Below are 18,592 nucleotides of genomic sequence, written 5' to 3' on the forward strand. Positions count from 1 at the left end.
ACACCTCTTTCTTTACTAAGACCGTCCTGTCTTCTTTTTCTGAAGACTGCGGATCGTCTTTTTCTGTCCCTTTTTCTGACTCTTTGTCTGTTTCCCGTCTGCCTGTCTGTTTCCCTGACTGCCCGGACGGCTTTTTCCCTTTTTGGGGACACTGCCCTTCTTAAGCTCACTTGCAAAGCGTCTCGGACGGATCAGACACTTTTCTCCAAATCCGACCAGATCCATACGTCCCGCCTTTTTCAGCGCCTCCATCACCAGATCGTAATTGTCCGGATTCCGGTACTGGATCAACGCTCTCTGCAGTGCTTTCTCATGAGGATTTCTCGGCACATAGACCTTCTCCATCGTGCGGGGATCAAGTCCTGTATAGTACATACAGGTGGAGATCGTAGACGGTGTCGGATAAAAGTCCTGCACCTGCTCCGGCATATAACCCAGGTCACGGCAGTACTCCGCCAGCTTGACCGCAGCTTTCATGTCAGAGCCAGGATGGGAAGACATCAGGTAGGGCACCAAATACTGCTTTCTGCCCAGCTTTTCGTTCATCTGCGTGAACTGTCTTGTAAACTCCTCATAGACCCTGTTTTCCGGCTTCCCCATCTTCGCAAGCACCTCATCCGCCACATGCTCCGGTGCGACCTTTAGCTGGCCGCTGATATGGTACTCACAAAGCTCTCTTAAAAAGGTCTGTTTCCTGTCCTCAAGCAGATAGTCAAAACGGATTCCCGAACGGATGAAGACCTTTTTCACTTTCGGGATCTTTCTCAGCTTTTGAAGCAGCTCTACATAATCTCTGTGGTCCGCATCCAGATTCCTGCAGGGACGCGGGAACAGACACTGTTTCTCCTTACACACCCCATGCTCCAGCTGTTTTTTGCAGGAGGGATGGCGGAAGTTCGCCGTCGGCCCGCCCACATCGTGGATATAACCTTTAAAATCCGGCTCCTTCGTCAACAGCTCTGCCTCTGCAAGCAGCGATCCATGACTGCGTGTCTGGATGATCCGGCCCTGATGGAAGGTCAATGCACAGAAATTACAGCCTCCGAAACAGCCCCGGCAGCTGATGAGGCTGAACTTGATCTCTGCAATCGCCGGAACGCCGCCCGCTGCTTCATAAGAAGGGTGACAGGCTCTCCTGTAAGGCAGTGCATAGATATCGTCCATTTCCGTCTGATCAAGCGGCTTGGAGGGAGGGTTCTGCACCACATACAGATGTTCCCCATAAGGCTCCACCAGTCTTTTGCCTGTAAAAGGATCCGTGTTCTGGTATTGGGTATAAAAACTTTCTGCATAGACCTTTCTGTCCCTGGCAAGCTTCTCATAGGACGGAAGGACCACCGCATCATAGACGCAGTCCAGGCTCTTTGTCTTCACCACCGTGCCGTCCAGATAAGTCAGATCTTCTACCGCGATCCCGGAGTCCAAAGCCTCCGCGATCTCCACGATCGAGCGCTCTCCCATGCCATAGGAGATGATATCCGCCCCGGAATCCAGAAGGATCGAGCGCTTCAGCTTATCAGACCAGTAATCATAATGTGCGAGTCTGCGCAGACTCGCCTCGATCCCGCCTAAAATGACCGGCGTATTCTTGTAGGTCTGACGGATCAGGTTGCCGTAGACCACCGCTGCATAATCAGGTCTTTTTCCCATCTCTCCGCCCGGTGTGTATGCATCCTGGCGGCGTCTTTTCTTCGACACAGAGTAATGGTTCACCATGGAATCCATATTCCCTGCCGAGACAAGGAATCCAAGCCTCGGCTCTCCATATTCGGTCACGCTTTCCTTCCTGCGCCAGTCGGGCTGTGAAATGATTCCCACGCGAAAGCCATGAGCCTCAAGCACCCGGCTGATAATGGCATGTCCGAAGGATGGATGGTCCACATAAGCATCTCCGATCACATAGACAAAGTCCACCTGATCCCATCCCCGGTCGATCATATCCTGTTTACATAATGGTAAAAAAGCGTTGTTCATTGTCTCTCCTTATTGAGCGGTCTCTGCCGCTTTTTTTCCCACACAAAATGAACTGCCGCTGTACACTCTGCCGTGTCCTGTGCAGACTTCATAGGTGTGATTCTGAATATCATGATAATCACGGATAAAATAATCCGCGGCTCTCTTCTTCTTGGCCTCATCCGGTCTGGAAAACTCATCATCCACGGCGCAAACGCTCATTCCCGCATTCTTACCCGCCAGGATACCGTTAACCACATCCTCAAAAACAAGGCAGTCCTTCGGTCTCACCTTGAGGTCCTCTGCCACCTTTAAATACACATCCGGTGCAGGCTTTCCTGCTGCCACCTCGCATGAGGTGCGCACAGAAGAAAAATATTCCTTGATATGCAGTGCCTTTAGAACGGCATCCACCAATTCTCTTGCGTTGCTGGTTGCGATTCCTAACAGCACACCTTGGGCACGCATCTTATCTAGAAATTCTTTGGCCCCGGCTTTTAAAGGCACCTTTGTGGTGTACAGTTCCATCGTCATCTCCATCCACTCTCTGCGCACATCATCCAAGGTACAGTCCAGAGTCGGAAATGTATCTAAAAAATACTGTGCCGTCTCCGTATAACTCATTCCCTCGATATCCTTGTGGAAGCTCTCCGGCGGGGTCAGTCGGTATTTCTTCATATATTCCACATCCACAGCCGGCCAGATCCACATGGAATCAACCAGGGAACCATCCAGATCAAATATCACTGCTTTTTTATTCTCTAACATAGCTTTTCAATCTCTTCCTTCGTCAATTCTCTGTATTCCCCCGTCTTTAGGCTCTCATCCAGAGTAAGGCTTCCCATCCGAAGCCGCTTTAAATAAAGGACCTCCTTTTCAACCGCCTGAAACATCCTCTTTACCTGATGGAACTTCCCTTCCCGGATGGTCAGTTCGATCTCGGAGAGCTCCTCAGATCTCAAGATCTTAAGCTTAGCCGGAAGGGTCTTTCTCTCTTCTCCGATATCCAGTCCTTCTGCAAATACCCTTACATCCTCATCCGTCACTTTCCCTGCGATTTTTGCATAATAGACCTTATCTACATGCTTCTTCGGGGACAGCAGGCGGTGTGCAAGCGCTCCGTCATTGGTGATCAGAAGAAGCCCTTCCGTATCCTTGTCCAGCCTTCCGACCGGAAAAAGATCCCTGCGCTTCTTACTGTGGATCAGATCGATCACAGTCCGTTCCTTTTGATCCTCAGTTGCCGAAACAACGCCCGCCGGCTTGTTCAGCATATAATATTCATACTCAGCATAGCAGACAGACTGCCCTTGATATGATACTCTGTCCGTCTGTGTATCGATCTTTGCCTCCGGCTTTTTCAAGATCACATCATTGACGCCGACCTGTCCCTTTGCGATTGCCCTTTTCACTTCACTGCGGGTTCCAAGCCCCATATCAGCCAGATATTTGTCCAGTCTTAACTTCATCTTTTCACTCCATCTATAGAAGGCTTAATAAGCCCCCTGTCCCATCCAGCGCCATCCCGGAAGATATTTATTCTTTAATGTCTGGTTGGACAGCTTCCCGAAGCCCAGAGGATAACCGTCCACGCAGACTAAATACCATCCCTTTGCCTTTCTGTCCGCTAAGTCCTCCACATCCAGAGTATCCCCCTTTAGATACTTCACGACACGTTCATCAGCAAGCGGCAGATTCAGGATCTTTTTGTATTCTTCCCTTCTCAGACACATCGCAAGTGCCTGGCTCGGTTCAAAGCGGTTCTTCTTAAGTTCCCCCAGAAGAAGTCCGGAGCGCAGGAAACGCACCCCTTTCAGGTCCGGAAGTCCCTCCGGCATATAGTAAACACGTTCGCCATGGATATCCAGACGGGATGCATCCAGTTCCCAGTCCACATCCCTGAAAAATGCCTCCAGCTCCTCCGGCAGTTTTTTCTTTCTCGGATTTCCCTTTAATTCTCTGGCAGACACCTGCTTTTCTTCTGCTTTTCCTTTTCTAAGCAGGGCCAGATAATGTCCCTCCCCCTGCATCTTATGGGGGAAGATCCTTACAGTCTTCTTAAGGTCAGGATCCTTAGTGCCGGAAACCTCCGGCATTCCATCCGCAAAACCTTCATAGTCCTCCATCCGGCAGATCTCAAACTCAGGATACTCTGACAGCAGATATTCGATGGTCTGCTCATTCTCTGACGGATCAAAGGTACAGGTAGAATACAACAGCATCCCGCCCGGCTTTAACATCTCTGCCGCCTGGGTAATGATGCTTCTCTGGAGTTTGGAAAAAAACTCCGGCCCATGTTCTTCCCATGCCCTGACCATCTTCTTATCCTTGCGGAACATCCCTTCGCCGGAACACGGCGCATCGATCAGGATCTTATCAAAATACTCATGGAAATAGTCCGTCAGCTTCCCTGGTTCTTCACTTAAGACCATCATATTCCCAATCCCAAATAATTCCAGGTTCTTTAAAAGCCCTTTTGCCCGGGAACTGCTGATATCATTGGCGATCAGTACTCCTTCCCCTTTAAGCCTTGCCCCCAGCTCGGTCGCCTTGCCTCCCGGGGCCGCACAGACATCCAGCACCTTATCTCCCGGCTCTATGGGCAGGCGGTCCGCCGGTGTCATGGCACTTGGCTCCTGCAGATAATACAGCCCGGCAAAATAATAGGGGTGCTTTGCCGGCTGCGCCGTCTCCCCGTCATAGTAAAACCCATTGTGTATCCACGGGATCGGCTCAAGCGGCCACGGAGCGATCTTTAAAAACTCCTCCACCGTGATCTTGTTCGTATTCACACGAAGCCCGTAATGCCGCGCTTCATCAAAACATTTTATATAATCTTCATACTCATCCTTTAACAGGTTCTTCATTTTTTCTTCGAATGCTTTTGGTAAGTTCATATCATTTCCTCCACATGGAAATGATTATATCATACCTTGTTCGGCAGTACAAGCGAACCTGTATAGACACATTTTATCTTTCGCCTCTCTATAAAACGAAGCACCCAGTAAGGGTCCACGCTGATCTCTTCCTCCCCGTGGATCAGGTAGATCCCCAGGTGAAGATGTACCGGAAAATTTCCCGTAGTCCCCTCCTTTTTACTATACCCGGTGTCCCCCATATATCCGAGAAGATCTCCGGCGCGGATGGTATCCCCCTCCTCAATATCTGCATAGGAATCCAGATGTGCATAGTAGAAATAAGCTCCACCGGGCGCTGCGATCCCCAGCCGCCAGCCGCCCTGCTCCAGCCATCCCTTATGACGAACCACCCCGTCGGTCATGCTTACGACCGGATACAGCCCGCGTACGTTTTCATCTGCCATGATATCCGTCCCTTCATGCCCCCGCTTTCCTCCATAACTGCGTTCAAACATCCAGGAATCCACATACGAAATCCCGGGTCCGCTGCCCTTAGAAGATTCCGGGATCGGAAAGTACTGTACATCATTCCAGATCGCGCGGCACTGCCTAAGATAGCTGTCCCAGCCGTCCCGGCCCGCCCACCTGCTCTCCAGCTCAGAAAAAAGTTTCTTCCCGGGCTTCGCTCCAAGCGGCTCTGTCCCAAAATCCGTCTCCAATAAATAAAGACCCAGGTCCTTGCCCGGGTCTTTTGTACTCTGTATGTAACTCAACACTTCCTCGTTCAATGCCTGCTGCCGGAATCCATCCTTAGTCACCGTATCTTCATTCAGCCTTGCAAATCCTCCCAAAAGAAGGATCTTATGTATGCCTATAGCAAGAAACAGCGCCAGGATGAAGTTCCATAGCAGCAGCTTGTGCAGTCCTCTTTTCCTCATAGCCGGAACGCCCCTTCAAAGTCTCATCATTCCAGTATATGAGCGGGGGTCTGTCCTACTTGCATTCTTTGAGGATTTCCTTCATCAGATTCCACATTCTTCCCGTGGAAGCGATGTCCAGACGTTCATTCACTGAATGGATATCAAACATCTTCGGTCCGATGGATACGCAGTCTAACTCCGGTTTCTTTCCTGAAAGGAGTCCGCACTCTAATCCTGCATGGATCGTAGAAATATTCGGTTTTCTGCCGTATACTCTCTCAAATACTTCTGCAACGATCGGGCGGATCCTGGAGTTCTCTTTGTACATCCAGGCAGGATATGCACCTGACAGTTCATAGGTGCCTCCAAGGAATTCTGCCCAGCTGATGAACGCTTCCTTCAATTCATCCAGCTTAGAGGAAACAGAACTTCTGATCAGCAGGACAAAGGAGACCTTTCCTTCCTCTGTTGTGACAACGCCCAGGTTGTCAGATGTCTCGACCAGTCCCTTTAAGGAACGGCTGAACCCATATACGCCATTCTGGCAGTTATTCATAAAGAAGATCACTTTCTTCATGTCCATATCAGTCATGACTGACTTCTCTGTGTTCTCTGTCTTTGTCACAACGACATCCAGATCCGGCTCATCTGCACCAAATTCCTGTTTCCAGATATTCAGCATATTCTCAATGATCACTTCTGCCTTGATACTGTCGTGTACAACAATCGTAAACTTACAGGAAGAAGGAATAACATTATCCTTAGCACCTCCCTGTACATCTGAGAGTGCAATGTCCATCGTCTCATTGAGACGGTTCAGGAGACGTCCTGCAAGCTTATTTGCATTTCCTCTCTGCTGGTCGATCTCCTGGCCGGAATGTCCTCCCTTTAATCCTCTGACTACAACTTCCAGGCAGTCCCCTGTCAGTGATTTTCTTCCGATCGGCAGATTCAGACGGAAGCTTAAGCCTCCTGCGCAGCCTGCGATGATCGTATCCTCATCTTCTGAATCAAGATTGATCAGCATCTTACCGTTGATCGGTGACAGATCGATCCCCTCTGCACCTCCCATTCCGACCTCTTCGTCTACTGTGAAGATCGCCTCCAGCGGAGGATGCGGAATATCGCTGCTGTCCAGAAGTGCCAGTGCCATAGCTACGGCGATACCATCATCAGCCCCCAACGTAGTGTCTACAGCTTTAACATATCCGTCCTCAACATAGATATCAAGCGGATCCTTTGTAAAATCATGGTCTGAGAGCTCTGTTTTCTCACATACCATATCCAGATGTCCCTGGATGATGACCGGATCGCTCTCCTCATATCCCTTAGTACCTGGTTTCTTGATGATGACATTGTTGATCTCGTCCTGAATCACTTCAAGTCCTCTATCGTTGGCAAACTTCACACAGTAGTCGCTGACTTCTTTTGTGTTGAATGTTCCCCTAGGAATCTGACTGAGTTCTTCAAAATAATGAAATACTTCCTTTGGTTCCAAATTCTCTAAAATAGCCATTGTTTTCATTCCCCTTCCTGATTGAATTCCTGCTACTATTCTGTCACAATATTCATAAAAAATCAACCAATTTCATATATCTTTATTAATCTTTATTGTTGAAATTCACGGGAGGCCTTTCATGAAGCGTAATCTGCCGGGAATCGGGGTTGTCGTACTTTTTGCTGTCATGCTGATTTCCCCGAAGGCGGTATTCAATGGGGCAAGCGAAGGTCTTCTTCTCTGGTTCCAGATCATACTGCCCACACTATTTCCATTCATCATCATTACAAACCTGCTCCTTTGCACCGACAGCATCCATTACATATCCGACGCAGCCGGCGCCATTCTCACGAAAATCTTCAGGGTATCCGAAAATGGCAGTTTTGCCATCATCGTAGGTTTTCTCTGCGGCTATCCTATGGGGGCAAAGGTGACTGCCGATCTGATCACCTCCGGCTATGTCACCAAAGAGGAGGGACGTTATCTGCTCTCCTTCTGCAATAATACAAGTCCTGTGTTTATCCTGAACTTTATTGTCTGGAAGACATTGGGAAAGGAAGAGCTGCTCATCCCCTCTCTGCTCATCCTCCTTCTTACTCCTATGCTGATGAGTTTTCTCTTCCGGAAGCTTTACCTAAAGGGGGCCGGTAAGTTTGAAACCCGGGACAGCCAGAGAAGGACTGACAAAACGAATGAAGAATGGAGTTTTCGGATCATGGACAGCTGCATCATGGACAGCTTTGAGACGATCACAAAGGTGGGCGGGTATATCATACTCTTCTCCGTGATCCTGGAACTGATCCGATCCATTCCCCTGGAGATCCCTGCGATCTCCTGGATCCTACCCACACTGGAGGTAACGAACGGGATCGCGCTGCTTGGCAGGTCTTCCCTGCCGCTCACTGTCTCATACCCTGCCATCCTTGCACTGACATCCTTTGGCGGCTTCTGCTCTGTCGCACAGACTCAGTGTATGATCCAGAAGACCGGTCTGTCCATCCTGCCTTATACAATAGAAAAGCTGGCAACCGCAATGGTCACCAGCCTGTTTGCATTTCTCTATATTATGTTTTGCTGATCACATCTCACCTGACATGTCCTGAGGAATATACTCGTTTCCCTCCTCCTCAGGAACTTCCAGCTCCGCACGGTTTGTGCGTACCACGTCATAGCATTCCTGCAGGGAATTGATCAGGCCGTCATACTTCGTTGTATAGCTGTCCAGCGTATGTCCGATAATGCTCTCTGCATTCGCCAGAAGATCGTCTGTATACTGGATGGCACCGATCCGTATCGCATTGGCATCCTCCGTTGCATTATCAATGATCTCCTGTGCCTGGGCGGTGGCCTGTGTCACAATCTCATTCGCCTGGGCATATGCCTGCTGCATGATCTCATGCTCACTGACCAGCTCAGTAGTCTGAACCTGCGCTTCCTCGATCATAGCATCTGCCTTCGCCTGGGCGTCGGCAAGGATCGCATCCCGGTTCGCAATGATCTTCTGATATCTCTTGATCTCATCTGGTGTCTTCATCCTGAGTTCCCGCAGCAACTCATCCAGATGTTCCTTATTCACGATGATCTTAGTCGTGGACAATGGCTGAAACTTACAGTCTCTGTCAATGTACTCCTCGATCTCTTCAATAATCTGCTCAATGCGGCTGCTCATAGTTACACTCTCCTTTTTGCTTTCATCTTTTTCTCCAGCTCCACAGCAACAGCTTCCGGCACAAATTGTGATATATCTCCCCCAAAAGCTGCGATCTCCTTCACGGTGGTGGAACTTAAGTAAGAATATTCAATACTCGTCGTCAAGAACATAGTCTCGACACTTGGTTCCAGTTTATGGTTCGTCTGGGACATCTGTAATTCATATTCAAAATCTGTAATCGCCCGCAATCCTCTGATTACGACGTCTGCCCCCTGTTGTCTTGCAAAATCGATCAATAACCCGTTAAACAGGACAATCTTCACATTTCCCAGGTCTTTGGTTACTTCCTCTAACATTTTAACACGTTCTTCCGCAGAAAACAACGGCATTTTCGCATTATTATTCAGTACTCCGACAATTAATTCATCCACGATTTTACAGGATCTTTTGATGACATCCAAGTGTCCGTATGTAACCGGGTCAAAGCTTCCCGGGTAAATTGCTCTTAACATATTTCTTCCTTTCCAGCCTTTTCAATGAAGACGTGCTTATTCGTTTTGTAGACCTTCTCTTTGAGTAAATGGAAACCGAGATCTCCAAGGTAAGAAAAATCCGTCTCCTTCGAAGCTTCTACGATGATCAGTGTATCCTCATACACAAGCTGTGAATCAGCCAGATATTCCAATACTTTTTTCTCGAAGCCCCTGTCGTACGGCGGATCCATGAAAATAAAATCAAATACCCTCTCGCCCTCCAGCTGATAGAGTGCGGTCATGACATCCTTCGTCAGTGTCAACGCCTTATGTTTCAGCTTCGTGAACGTTAAATTGTCCTTGACGCATGACATTGCTTTCGGGTTATTCTCTACAAATACGGCTTCCTTTGCACCACGGCTTAGCGCCTCTATTCCAATCCCGCCGCTGCCGGAAAAAAGATCCAGAAAAATGCTGTCATAAATCTCCGGTGCGATCATATTAAATAACGTCTCTTTAATCCTGTCTGTTGTCGGCCTCGTATCCAGCCCGTCTAATGTCTTAAGCTGTAACCTCTTGGCACTTCCTGCAATGACTCTCATATATTAACACCCTCATTCTTCTAACTATGCTGAATTTTAGCAGAAAAAAGCACCTAGGTCAATCCTAAGTGCTTTTTCTTACGAAATTTGCTTATTTACCAGCCATCTGTCTTTCCTGCTGTTCGATCATTTTCTTGACCATATAACCGCCAACTGATCCGTTCTGCTTAGAAGTTAAGTCTCCGTTGTAACCGTCTGAAAGCGGTACTCCCAGCTCACTTGCTACCTCATATTTGAATTTGTCCAGTGCGCTCTTAGCTTCTGGTACGGCTGCTCTGTTTGATGAACGACTTGCCATGATAATTTCCTCCTTCTCGTAACGTATCTTCGTTACATTTTCAGATTTTTTAGTAACACTCTTGTGTGTTACAACCATAGTATATGGAGGATTTCATCTTTTACTCTTGGAAGTTCCTGCCTGTTTTTACGTTTTTTGTTAACTTGCTGTATGGGCAGCAGCATGGTGGTCTAGAGCGTCGTCTCAAGCATGACCTTAGACATATAACGGTTGATATGTTCCTTTAACCTCAAGTGCTCTTCCTGCTTTAATTCCGGGTCCTCCTGCAAAAGACCTGCTGCTGCGTCATTGGCCGTCTTAAGAATCTTCGCATCCTGGAACACATCTCCCAGCCTGAAATCCAATAGACCGCTCTGCCTGATCCCGAACAGATCGCCCGGCCCTCTGAGGCGCAGATCCTCTGAGGCAATGAAAAATCCATCATTCGACTTATTTAAAATCTCAAGACGTTCTTTTGTCTCTTTCGCTTTAGAGGCACTCATAAAGATGCAGTAAGACTGATGCTTTCCTCTTCCCACTCTCCCTCTAAGCTGATGGAGCTGTGCCAGTCCGAATCTCTCCGCATTTTCGATCATCATCACTGTAGCATTTGGCACGTCGATCCCAACCTCGATCACAGTCGTTGAGACGAGGATCTGGATCTCATTCCTTCCAAATGCCTCCATGATCTCATCCTTTTGTGCCTGCTTCATCTTCCCGTGCAGATAAGCGATCTGGATCCTGCGCCCAAGAGAATCCTTGAGGTGCTCTGTATAATCAATGACATTCTCCGCTTCCAGGTGCTCGCTGTCCTCCACCATCGGGCAGATAACATAACACTGCCGTCCCGCTTCCACCTGCTTCTGCATAAAATGATAGGCTGTGCTTCTGTATCCTGTGTCTACCACACAGTTCTTGATCGGAAGCCTGTTCTTCGGAAGCTCATCGATCACAGAGATATCCAGGTCGCCATACAGAATGATCGCCAGTGTCCTTGGGATCGGTGTGGCACTCATGACCAGGATGTGCGGCATCCTGCCTTTTCCTGCCAGAGCCTCTCTCTGTTTCACTCCAAACCGATGCTGCTCATCTGTCACTACCAGTGCGAGATTTTTATATTCCACCTTATCCTGGATCAGCGCATGCGTCCCCACAATGATATCTGCTGTTCCCAGGGCGATCTGCTCATAGACAGCACGTTTTTCCTTTGCCGTCATAGAACCTGTCAACAGAACGGCCTTAAGGGGGATCTTATACTGTTCAAACATGGCACTGATATTTTCATAATGCTGTTTTGCAAGCACCTCTGTCGGTGCCATCATGGCGCCCTGATATCCATTCAGTCCCGCGTACATCAATCCTAAAAGTGCCACGATCGTCTTTCCTGATCCCACATCCCCCTGGACTAAGCGTGACATGACATGGGGGCCTGACAGATCTCTTTTTATCTCCATCCAGACCTTTTTCTGGGCGGCTGTCAGTTCATAAGGAAGAGACTCTAAGAAGCCGTCTATTTTCTTTTGCTCCTGGAAAGCAAATCCATTTTCCGCCTTATCCTCCCTGGTCTTCAAGAAACGTAAGGAAAGGATAAAGACCAGAAATTCCTCGAATACGAGTCGTTCCCGGGCATGGAAGAACTCTTCCTTATCCTTGGGGAAATGAATTCCTTTTACCGAATCCTCATATTCTGTCAGATCATATTTTTTCCGAATCCCCTCAGGAAGGAAGTCCTGACTGCGATCCAGGTATTCCATTGCCTGAAGCATTGCCTTTTTCACTGCATTGTTCGTCAGTCCTGCTGTCAGCGGATAGATCGGCTGCAGGGTATTGCGCTTCTCCTCGTATTTCCCGCTGGGATAAAAGATCTCAGGATGCTCCATAACAAGGCCGTCACGTTTTCTCACGATCCGCCCTCTTAAGGTGATCACACCACCCCGGGCCAGTGTGTTTTTTAGAAACGGCATCCGAAACCAGATGACCTTCAAGGTCCCCGTGATATCCTTAAGACAAAGAGTCGTGACCTGCATATTTCGGTTTTTACTCACCTGTACCGTCCCGAATATGGCCCCTGTCACCGCCACCGTCTTTCCTTCTTCTGCCTCTCCTATGGAAACAGGGTCATCATATACATCATATCCTCTCGGATAATAGCGCAGAAGATCGCCGACTGTATCGACACCCGCTTTCTTAAATAATGCTTCTGTTTTTTCACCGATCCCTTTTAAGGAACTGATTTTAGAATTTTCATTCATTGGCTTTTCTATTCACCTGCCTGCCAAAATCTTTGATTATAATTTAGGTTCTATCGTTATCATTTCTTTGTCAAAAAATCCAGACATTCCTGCAGAATCTCGAAACGGGCCAGCTGCCCGATAGGGGTACTGACCCGTTTTATCTCTTTTACTGCCGTAATTTTACTCTACAGATAATACATAGTAATAGATCGGCTGTCCGCCTGCGTGTGCATCCACATCCGCATTCGGATACAGCTCTTCGATCTCCTGTGCAAAACGCAAAGCATCTTCCTCCAGGATATCCTGTCCGTAATACAGGCTGATCAGTTCCGTATCATCATCAACCAGCAAAGCCAGCATCTCCTTGGCAGTCTCCTCGACAGATTGTCCGACCGCCAGGATCCCTGCATCTCCGATTCCCATGATATCTCCCTCATGGATCTCTTTATCGTCGATCTTCGTGTCCCTGACAGCGTATGTTACCTGTCCGGTCTTCACGTTCTTGATCTCTTCATTCATCGTCTCAAAATTAGTATCCACGTCTGCTTCCGGCATGTAATTGATGATCGCTGTGATTCCCTGGGGTACTGTCTTCGTCGGGATCACAAGGATGTCCTTGTCCTTCGTCAGCATCTGTGCCTGGTTTGCCGCCAGGATGATGTTCTTATTATTCGGAAGGATAAAGATATGGTCTGCATTCACCTTATCGATCGCTGTCAGCATGTCCTCTGTACTCGGATTCATGGTCTGGCCGCCCTCGATGATATAATCAACACCCAGCTCTTTGAAAATCTCATTCATCCCCTCACCGATGGATACTGCAATAAATCCAACGGCTTTCCTGGGCTGTGTTTTCTTACGTTCCTCTTTCTGCTGTTCTGCAAGCTTCTCGGATTCACGAATCAGCTTCTCCTGATGCTCCTCACGCATATTGTCGATCTTCATCCTGGAAAGCTGTCCATAGGTCAGGGCCTTCTGGATCGCCAGGCCGGGATCGTTTGTATGCACATGGATCTTCACGATATCATCATCTGCAACACAGACAATGGAGTCACCGATCGATTCTAAGTATGCCTTGAATTCCACTTCATCATTTTCGGTAAATTCCTTCTCAACCATGATGATGAATTCTGTACAATATCCGAACTTAATATCTGCCTCTGCCTGCGCTCCCGGTTTTACCATCGTGGTCCCTGAGCTTGCCTCAATGGCACTATAGTCGATCTCTTTCCCAAGGAAAGCATCATATGCGCCGTTGATCACTTCTAATAATCCCTGTCCGCCGGAGTCTACTACCCCTGCTTCTTTCAGGACCGGCAGCATCTCCGGTGTCTTGGAGAGCACATATTGGGCATGTGCGATCACCTCCGGAATAAAGACTTCCAGATCGTCCGTTGTCTCTGCCATCTCAGCCGCCTTCTGTGCGATGCCCTTAGCCACAGTCAGGATCGTCCCTTCCTTTGGCTTCATAACAGCCTTATAAGCAGTTGCCCGGGCACGTTCACAAGCCTGAGCCAGGATAAGTGCATCGATCTCCTTATGTTCCCGGATTTCTTTAGTGAATCCACGCAGCAGCTGGGACAGGATAACTCCGGAGTTTCCCCTCGCCCCACGCAGGGAACCAGAAGAAATAGCTTTGGAGACACTTACCATATCCGGCTTTTCTAAGCTGCTTACTTCTTTGGCCGCAGACATGATCGTCAATGTCATATTCGTTCCCGTATCCCCATCAGGAACAGGGAACACATTCAATTCGTTAATAAATTCCTTTTTTGCCTCCAGATTTGCTGCCCCTGCTAAAAACATCTTCATAAGCAGCTCTGTATTTATCGTTTTTGTTGCCACGACAAGTATCCTCCTTAATCAATCACTCTGACACCTTCGACGAAGATGTTTATTTTCTCTACAGTCATACCGGTAAATTCCTCTACCTTATACTTTACATTGTTCATCAGATTGTCAGAAACTGAAAGAATATTCACTCCATATGCAACAATCACGTGAAAATCCAGTGTCAGGATGTTCTCGTCAGAAATCTCCACATGGATCCCGTGGGTCAGGCTTTCCTTTTTCAAGAGCCTTACCAGGCCATCCTTCATATTAACCGCAGCCATCCCGACGATACCGAAGCACTCTACCGCCACGGAGCCTGCATACTTGGAAATTACATCCGGATTCACTGTAATGATTCCAAGATCTGTACTCATGCTACCTTTCATTATTTATTCCCTCCAATTCTTATATGGATTCCTGCAAATCTTCACCAACAGCAAACAGCTGTTGTCCTGCCGTCCTAAGCGCGCAGAATGCCCCCTTGGGCATAATCAACAGGAGTATTATACTCTCTTTATTCAAAATTTACAATATGGATTCATAAAGTGCTGCTAAAACATCAAGAATCTGCTCTTCTGAAATGCTTCCGCTGTTCAGACAGAGATCATACTGTGTCATATCTTCCCATTTTAGATCCGTAAAATAGTTATAATAGTATCTGCGCTGTTTGTCAATCTTTTTGATCAGCAGGGAGGCTTCCCTCTCATCGATGGACGCCCTCTGCATGATCGTCTCCACGCGTTTTTCAAATGGTGCATGGATAAAGACGCTCCTGCAGCCCTCACAGCCCTTTAAAATATCATTGGCACAGCGGCCCACAATGATACAGTCCTCTTTTTTTGCCAGATCCTTGATGATCTCCATCTGCGTATAAAAAAGTACATCATTCATTGGTTCGAAACGGAACTGCTTCGACATCTGCACGTCATCCTCCACTGGATAGCGCCATGGGTTCGCCCGCTTTTCATCTACTTTGAGAAGCTCTTCATAGGTAATGTTCTGCACCTCGCCCGCGATCTTGATCAGCTCTTTGTCATAATAATGAATCCCGAGCCTCTCAGATAATTTCTTCGCAATTTCATGTCCGTTGCTTCCGTACTGTCTTCCAATCGTAATCACCCGTCTGCCCATAGTCTTCCCCACTTTCCGCCCAATTCACTGGCTGCTTATAATTTTTAGTTTATACTAATTTTATCATGAAAGTCTGATTCTGTGAATATCAAAAACTCTCTGACTATTTCTCTTTACATTTGATCCCATAATTCCCTCTGCTGCCATTTTCATAGCCTCGATAAATCTCGTATCTGATCCCGTCAATTTCTACTTCATCATCACCTGTGAATGTACATGATACCCCATTTTCTTCACAATATTTGGATATGGCATCCATTGTTTTTATCTGGTTCGGATAATTTGTAGTATCTTCATATGGAATCCAAAATGTTTTCTTAAACATAAAATTTTCCTCCGTTTCTCTATAGACAGACTCTAAATCACATGATCTCAGTCAGTATACTGCCTGATAATAATCTTAATGAACTTCACCATCAGAGGAATATATGTGATGATGAATATGACACCGGCACAGATAAAGGGATATTTCTTCTTTTCTTTCGGTACGCATAGACCGATCATGATTCCTATAGCACACAGGCAGAATTTCACCAGCGTCAAATCCCTCCAGTCGCTTTCCTGTAAAAATTGATCCGCAGAAGCCAATAATTTTTTCATAACCTTTACCTCCTGAATTTTTTCACTTTGTATTTTTATTATAACATAGAAATCTCAATATGTCTGTCTTCATAAAATTTCTTCTGTCTCTTTTTCTTCTTCCTCAATTTCCTGAACCTGTGCCTCAATCGTTCCTGTAAGGACTTCAAGCATTTTGAGTATCTCATTTTGAGCTATAGGCCCCGTGGCAATGGACAGACTCACGATCAGGGCAAGAAAAAATTTATATATCTTTTCTTTCATTCATATTCCTCCAATTCAATCTCTGTTTTGCTTCACTTTCATAGTAAGATACAATCTATATCCGCATACAAAAAAGAAGTCATTGTTTGTATTTAAAAATGACTTATGGCCACTGGCACACTTGCCATATGGGGCATGAATTACGAAAGCCCCTTTGGATATACTTTTTATGGATTGAGAAGGAATGAATTCAATTATCCAGACGTACCTTCTGATGAAATAATGTCCATTCATCAGGCAATAATATAAATAGGGTTAAATAGAAAAAGAGAAAAACTATAATAAGAAAAAGAAACAGATTAAATCCTCCCGGAAGAGCTGCTGTCATGGATATGATGCATATATTCTCCACTATAGTATCATCATCTCCATTGACAGCAATATTTTCTGAAAATGTCTCTGTCTCACTTGCAGTTGTCTTATCAGATAATTCATAAAGAGGATAAGAGCTAAGAAAGACCAGATTCAAAATAAAGCACATGGCAAAAAGAAACATAATGAAAAAGACTCTTATATGGGATCGTTGATTTTTCTTATTCATCTCCATGATAATCTCCTTTTTGACTACTGCTTTCTAATCTCTCAACTGCAAGGCATCTCCTATCACATGCGCCGAGCATACAAGTCATAATTAACCTGCCATTTACCGTCCTCTTGTACCATAACATCCTGCCAATGAAAATTATGATCCTCGATCTTGGCAAATACCCATTTTCTCCTTCCGTCCTCAATATTCGTAAGAACTATCATATCATCCTGTTTTCTCGCTTCGAACCGCATAATTCTTCCTGTATAGCAATAGGCAATATCCCAGGCACGCGTACCGGGATTATAAACACGAATGGTGGTTCCATATTCATAACCAGGCAGAATAATAACATCCTGAACCGCCATTCCATCAAGAACCCGGGAAAAGTGCCACTCCCCTTTCATCGAATGAGAATTGCTGTTATCAATATAGTCGATTTCCCAACTGCCGATCAGCTTTCCAAAATAATCACATTCATTTGGTATCTCCACATTTTTATTTTCACTTGTCAATGCTTTGAAAAAGTTTTGCATATGTTCATCCTCCATTCATATAAATAGCTTCTGCTACTGCGGTTCTATCTGTTCCAGAATATCACAGGCTTCCCCGTATCCCGCATTCCTGGCCAGCTGCTGCATGCCTTCAAGCACTTCCTCTTCTGAATAGTTATGCAGCTTTAGGAAATCCTGTCCTTTTTGGCTCACATATTGATAAAACAGAAGTGCCGCCGCAACTTCTTCGCTGTTATCATAGTCGATTTCTTCCAGGAGAAAGTTCTCCGCCTCATTGATCTCACCACGGTCGACCATAGCTTTATAATCCCCTAATTTTCTGCCTGAGACTTCATACTTATTCTGATCCTCAAGTTCAACCTGAACATATTTCTTTCCCAACATTAAGGAGAAAAGAACTCTCGCTACCTCTTTGATCATCCTCATGATATAATCCTTTTCATCACTGTAAAGCATATGCGTGCACTTCCTTTCATAAGTTATTATACTTCAATATGCATTGCTGTATCACGGTCCAGACAGACTCTTAGCTGCTGTAAAATTTCCTTTGCCTTTAGAATACACTTCATATTCTCAACTATCAACCTAAAGCTGATTTATTTTTCACGGAATATCTCAGTAAATGACACCCCTGGCAGAATTGTTACCAATTTCCCAAGAATTTTGAAAAAAAGACTTGCAATAGCATACCCTTTCTGCTAAAATAACAGTGTTGTGAGTCTGTATGGACTAGTTCAGATTGTTAGGAGGTGCAATGATGGCTAAATGTGCTATTTGTGAAAAGGGTGCTCACTTCGGCAACAGCGTAAGTCACTCTCATAGAAAATCACCAAAAATGTGGAAATCAAATGTGAAGTCCGTTAGAGTGAAAACAGAAGGCGGATCTAAGAAAATGTACGTTTGTACATCCTGTTTAAAATCAGGACGCGTAGAACGCGCTTAATGAAAGACATTTAACTGACACGGAGGTACTCACTTAGGTGGGTACTTTTTTTGTGTCCAAAAACAACAGCCATTACATAGTTACAGCCGGACTTCTAAAGCCCGGCTGCTGGTGCAAAATATAAGTATGCAAAGACCTGTCTCTTTGCTAAAAATTTGAATCCCTTCTGCCAGATCATCCACAAAAAAGATTATATCCTACCGCAAGGCTTATAAAGATTATGATCAGACCTATTGCATTGGGCAGGATCAACATAAGAAACATTCCAATAGCGAACCAGATCAGTGCAAACCCTATTACTTTTTTCATGAGATACCAGGCTCCCGGCAGGATGT

The 18,592-nt window shown here is 46.3% G+C and carries 23 protein-coding genes; 2 read left to right on the plus strand and 21 right to left on the minus strand.

Translation table 11 applies throughout. The annotated features are described in order from the left end of the window. Nucleotides 1-15 precede the first annotated feature (15 nt). The 6 genes from AC4OGX_RS12290 to AC4OGX_RS12315 are packed head-to-tail and all read right to left on the minus strand — an operon-like array spanning nucleotide 16 to nucleotide 7,247. Nucleotides 16-1,974: a YgiQ family radical SAM protein gene (locus tag AC4OGX_RS12290; RefSeq protein ID WP_493330807.1), complete on the minus strand. Its 1,959-nt coding sequence runs from the start codon at nucleotides 1,972-1,974 to the stop codon at nucleotides 16-18. Between the two features lie 9 nt (nucleotides 1,975-1,983). Next, the gene (locus AC4OGX_RS12295) at nucleotides 1,984-2,721 is read right to left on the minus strand and encodes an HAD family hydrolase (RefSeq protein WP_493330809.1); all 738 of its coding nucleotides are present in this window, start codon (nucleotides 2,719-2,721) and stop codon (nucleotides 1,984-1,986) included. After that, nucleotides 2,715-3,422, minus strand: coding sequence for a pseudouridine synthase (locus AC4OGX_RS12300; RefSeq protein WP_493330810.1), 708 nt, complete (start codon nucleotides 3,420-3,422; stop codon nucleotides 2,715-2,717). Before AC4OGX_RS12300 ends, AC4OGX_RS12295 begins: the two co-directional genes overlap by 7 nt. A gap of 24 nt (nucleotides 3,423-3,446) precedes the next feature. Next, on the minus strand, nucleotides 3,447-4,850 hold the full coding sequence (locus tag AC4OGX_RS12305; protein ID WP_493330811.1) for an RsmF rRNA methyltransferase first C-terminal domain-containing protein: 1,404 nt from the start codon (nucleotides 4,848-4,850) through the stop codon (nucleotides 3,447-3,449). A 29-nt stretch (nucleotides 4,851-4,879) separates the two neighbouring features. After that, complete coding sequence (locus AC4OGX_RS12310) at nucleotides 4,880-5,749, minus strand: M23 family metallopeptidase (protein WP_493330812.1); 870 nt, start codon at nucleotides 5,747-5,749, stop codon at nucleotides 4,880-4,882. Between the two features lie 55 nt (nucleotides 5,750-5,804). After that, complete coding sequence (locus tag AC4OGX_RS12315) at nucleotides 5,805-7,247, minus strand: aminoacyl-histidine dipeptidase (RefSeq protein ID WP_493330813.1); 1,443 nt, start codon at nucleotides 7,245-7,247, stop codon at nucleotides 5,805-5,807. 121 nt (nucleotides 7,248-7,368) lie between these two features. Between AC4OGX_RS12315 and AC4OGX_RS12320 the strand changes: the two genes are divergently transcribed. Then, nucleotides 7,369-8,307: a transporter gene (locus AC4OGX_RS12320; protein ID WP_493330814.1), complete on the plus strand. Its 939-nt coding sequence runs from the start codon at nucleotides 7,369-7,371 to the stop codon at nucleotides 8,305-8,307. Here the strand turns inward: AC4OGX_RS12320 and AC4OGX_RS12325 are convergent, their stop codons facing one another. From AC4OGX_RS12325 to AC4OGX_RS12390, 14 genes are all read right to left on the minus strand, one after another. After that, the gene (locus AC4OGX_RS12325) at nucleotides 8,308-8,898 is read right to left on the minus strand and encodes an ATP synthase subunit B family protein (RefSeq protein WP_493330815.1); all 591 of its coding nucleotides are present in this window, start codon (nucleotides 8,896-8,898) and stop codon (nucleotides 8,308-8,310) included. A 2-nt stretch (nucleotides 8,899-8,900) separates the two neighbouring features. Continuing rightward, the gene (gene coaD / locus AC4OGX_RS12330) at nucleotides 8,901-9,392 is read right to left on the minus strand and encodes a pantetheine-phosphate adenylyltransferase (protein ID WP_493330817.1); all 492 of its coding nucleotides are present in this window, start codon (nucleotides 9,390-9,392) and stop codon (nucleotides 8,901-8,903) included. Beyond that, nucleotides 9,386-9,955 (minus strand): 16S rRNA (guanine(966)-N(2))-methyltransferase RsmD, encoded by a 570-nt coding sequence (rsmD, locus tag AC4OGX_RS12335; RefSeq protein ID WP_493330818.1) that lies wholly within the window; start codon nucleotides 9,953-9,955, stop codon nucleotides 9,386-9,388. The genes coaD and rsmD overlap by 7 nt, the downstream gene beginning before the upstream one ends. Nucleotides 9,956-10,046: 91 nt before the next feature. After that, nucleotides 10,047-10,253 carry an alpha/beta-type small acid-soluble spore protein gene (locus AC4OGX_RS12340; RefSeq protein WP_009004297.1) on the minus strand — a complete coding sequence of 69 codons (207 nt, stop codon included), beginning with the start codon at nucleotides 10,251-10,253 and terminating at the stop codon, nucleotides 10,047-10,049. A gap of 170 nt (nucleotides 10,254-10,423) precedes the next feature. After that, nucleotides 10,424-12,484, minus strand: a complete 2,061-nt coding sequence (recG, locus tag AC4OGX_RS12345) for an ATP-dependent DNA helicase RecG (RefSeq protein ID WP_493330819.1) — start codon at nucleotides 12,482-12,484, stop codon at nucleotides 10,424-10,426. Nucleotides 12,485-12,646: 162 nt separating this feature from the next. After that, complete coding sequence (locus tag AC4OGX_RS12350) at nucleotides 12,647-14,311, minus strand: DAK2 domain-containing protein (protein ID WP_493330820.1); 1,665 nt, start codon at nucleotides 14,309-14,311, stop codon at nucleotides 12,647-12,649. Nucleotides 14,312-14,325: 14 nt separating this feature from the next. After that, nucleotides 14,326-14,685, minus strand: coding sequence for an Asp23/Gls24 family envelope stress response protein (locus AC4OGX_RS12355; RefSeq protein WP_493330822.1), 360 nt, complete (start codon nucleotides 14,683-14,685; stop codon nucleotides 14,326-14,328). Nucleotides 14,686-14,824: 139 nt separating this feature from the next. Further along, entirely contained in the window at nucleotides 14,825-15,430 is a 606-nt protein-coding gene (locus AC4OGX_RS12360; protein WP_493330823.1) for a cytidylate kinase-like family protein, read from the minus strand. A gap of 103 nt (nucleotides 15,431-15,533) precedes the next feature. Continuing rightward, complete coding sequence (locus AC4OGX_RS12365) at nucleotides 15,534-15,755, minus strand: DUF4318 domain-containing protein (RefSeq protein ID WP_493330824.1); 222 nt, start codon at nucleotides 15,753-15,755, stop codon at nucleotides 15,534-15,536. 47 nt (nucleotides 15,756-15,802) lie between these two features. Then, the gene (locus tag AC4OGX_RS12370) at nucleotides 15,803-16,030 is read right to left on the minus strand and encodes a permease of phosphate ABC transporter (RefSeq protein WP_493330825.1); all 228 of its coding nucleotides are present in this window, start codon (nucleotides 16,028-16,030) and stop codon (nucleotides 15,803-15,805) included. 69 nt (nucleotides 16,031-16,099) lie between these two features. Then, the gene (locus AC4OGX_RS12375) at nucleotides 16,100-16,273 is read right to left on the minus strand and encodes a hypothetical protein (RefSeq protein ID WP_493330826.1); all 174 of its coding nucleotides are present in this window, start codon (nucleotides 16,271-16,273) and stop codon (nucleotides 16,100-16,102) included. 190 nt (nucleotides 16,274-16,463) lie between these two features. Further along, entirely contained in the window at nucleotides 16,464-16,820 is a 357-nt protein-coding gene (locus AC4OGX_RS12380; protein ID WP_493330827.1) for a hypothetical protein, read from the minus strand. Nucleotides 16,821-16,876: 56 nt separating this feature from the next. Then, nucleotides 16,877-17,335, minus strand: coding sequence for a hypothetical protein (locus AC4OGX_RS12385; protein WP_493330869.1), 459 nt, complete (start codon nucleotides 17,333-17,335; stop codon nucleotides 16,877-16,879). 33 nt (nucleotides 17,336-17,368) lie between these two features. Beyond that, nucleotides 17,369-17,770: a DUF6483 family protein gene (locus AC4OGX_RS12390; RefSeq protein WP_493330828.1), complete on the minus strand. Its 402-nt coding sequence runs from the start codon at nucleotides 17,768-17,770 to the stop codon at nucleotides 17,369-17,371. 301 nt (nucleotides 17,771-18,071) lie between these two features. On the opposite strand from AC4OGX_RS12390, the gene rpmB reads away from it, so the two are divergent. Then, the gene (rpmB, locus tag AC4OGX_RS12395) at nucleotides 18,072-18,257 is read left to right on the plus strand and encodes a 50S ribosomal protein L28 (RefSeq protein WP_251387355.1); all 186 of its coding nucleotides are present in this window, start codon (nucleotides 18,072-18,074) and stop codon (nucleotides 18,255-18,257) included. 174 nt (nucleotides 18,258-18,431) lie between these two features. Here the strand turns inward: rpmB and AC4OGX_RS12400 are convergent, their stop codons facing one another. Continuing rightward, entirely contained in the window at nucleotides 18,432-18,566 is a 135-nt protein-coding gene (locus AC4OGX_RS12400) for a hypothetical protein (protein ID WP_281419954.1), read from the minus strand. Nucleotides 18,567-18,592 lie beyond the last annotated feature (26 nt).

The sequence above is a fragment of the Faecalicatena sp. genome (genome assembly GCF_058819085.1).

What these genes read in the sequence shown, in the direction of transcription:
- AC4OGX_RS12290 (WP_493330807.1), bottom strand. Translation starts at nt 1,974, where the DNA reads ATGAACAACGCTTTTTTACCATTATGTAAACAGGATATGATCGACCGG.
- AC4OGX_RS12295 (WP_493330809.1), bottom strand. Translation starts at nt 2,721, where the DNA reads ATGTTAGAGAATAAAAAAGCAGTGATATTTGATCTGGATGGTTCCCTG.
- AC4OGX_RS12300 (WP_493330810.1), bottom strand. Translation starts at nt 3,422, where the DNA reads ATGAAGTTAAGACTGGACAAATATCTGGCTGATATGGGGCTTGGAACC.
- AC4OGX_RS12305 (WP_493330811.1), bottom strand. Translation starts at nt 4,850, where the DNA reads ATGAACTTACCAAAAGCATTCGAAGAAAAAATGAAGAACCTGTTAAAG.
- AC4OGX_RS12310 (WP_493330812.1), bottom strand. Translation starts at nt 5,749, where the DNA reads ATGAGGAAAAGAGGACTGCACAAGCTGCTGCTATGGAACTTCATCCTG.
- AC4OGX_RS12315 (WP_493330813.1), bottom strand. Translation starts at nt 7,247, where the DNA reads ATGGCTATTTTAGAGAATTTGGAACCAAAGGAAGTATTTCATTATTTT.
- AC4OGX_RS12320 (WP_493330814.1), top strand. Translation starts at nt 7,369, where the DNA reads ATGAAGCGTAATCTGCCGGGAATCGGGGTTGTCGTACTTTTTGCTGTC.
- AC4OGX_RS12325 (WP_493330815.1), bottom strand. Translation starts at nt 8,898, where the DNA reads ATGAGCAGCCGCATTGAGCAGATTATTGAAGAGATCGAGGAGTACATT.
- coaD (WP_493330817.1), bottom strand. Translation starts at nt 9,392, where the DNA reads ATGTTAAGAGCAATTTACCCGGGAAGCTTTGACCCGGTTACATACGGA.
- rsmD (WP_493330818.1), bottom strand. Translation starts at nt 9,955, where the DNA reads ATGAGAGTCATTGCAGGAAGTGCCAAGAGGTTACAGCTTAAGACATTA.
- AC4OGX_RS12340 (WP_009004297.1), bottom strand. Translation starts at nt 10,253, where the DNA reads ATGGCAAGTCGTTCATCAAACAGAGCAGCCGTACCAGAAGCTAAGAGC.
- recG (WP_493330819.1), bottom strand. Translation starts at nt 12,484, where the DNA reads ATGAATGAAAATTCTAAAATCAGTTCCTTAAAAGGGATCGGTGAAAAA.
- AC4OGX_RS12355 (WP_493330822.1), bottom strand. Translation starts at nt 14,685, where the DNA reads ATGAAAGGTAGCATGAGTACAGATCTTGGAATCATTACAGTGAATCCG.
- AC4OGX_RS12360 (WP_493330823.1), bottom strand. Translation starts at nt 15,430, where the DNA reads ATGGGCAGACGGGTGATTACGATTGGAAGACAGTACGGAAGCAACGGA.
- AC4OGX_RS12365 (WP_493330824.1), bottom strand. Translation starts at nt 15,755, where the DNA reads ATGTTTAAGAAAACATTTTGGATTCCATATGAAGATACTACAAATTAT.
- AC4OGX_RS12370 (WP_493330825.1), bottom strand. Translation starts at nt 16,030, where the DNA reads ATGAAAAAATTATTGGCTTCTGCGGATCAATTTTTACAGGAAAGCGAC.
- AC4OGX_RS12375 (WP_493330826.1), bottom strand. Translation starts at nt 16,273, where the DNA reads ATGAAAGAAAAGATATATAAATTTTTTCTTGCCCTGATCGTGAGTCTG.
- AC4OGX_RS12380 (WP_493330827.1), bottom strand. Translation starts at nt 16,820, where the DNA reads ATGGAGATGAATAAGAAAAATCAACGATCCCATATAAGAGTCTTTTTC.
- AC4OGX_RS12385 (WP_493330869.1), bottom strand. Translation starts at nt 17,335, where the DNA reads ATGCAAAACTTTTTCAAAGCATTGACAAGTGAAAATAAAAATGTGGAG.
- AC4OGX_RS12390 (WP_493330828.1), bottom strand. Translation starts at nt 17,770, where the DNA reads ATGCTTTACAGTGATGAAAAGGATTATATCATGAGGATGATCAAAGAG.
- rpmB (WP_251387355.1), top strand. Translation starts at nt 18,072, where the DNA reads ATGGCTAAATGTGCTATTTGTGAAAAGGGTGCTCACTTCGGCAACAGC.
- AC4OGX_RS12400 (WP_281419954.1), bottom strand. Translation starts at nt 18,566, where the DNA reads ATGAAAAAAGTAATAGGGTTTGCACTGATCTGGTTCGCTATTGGAATG.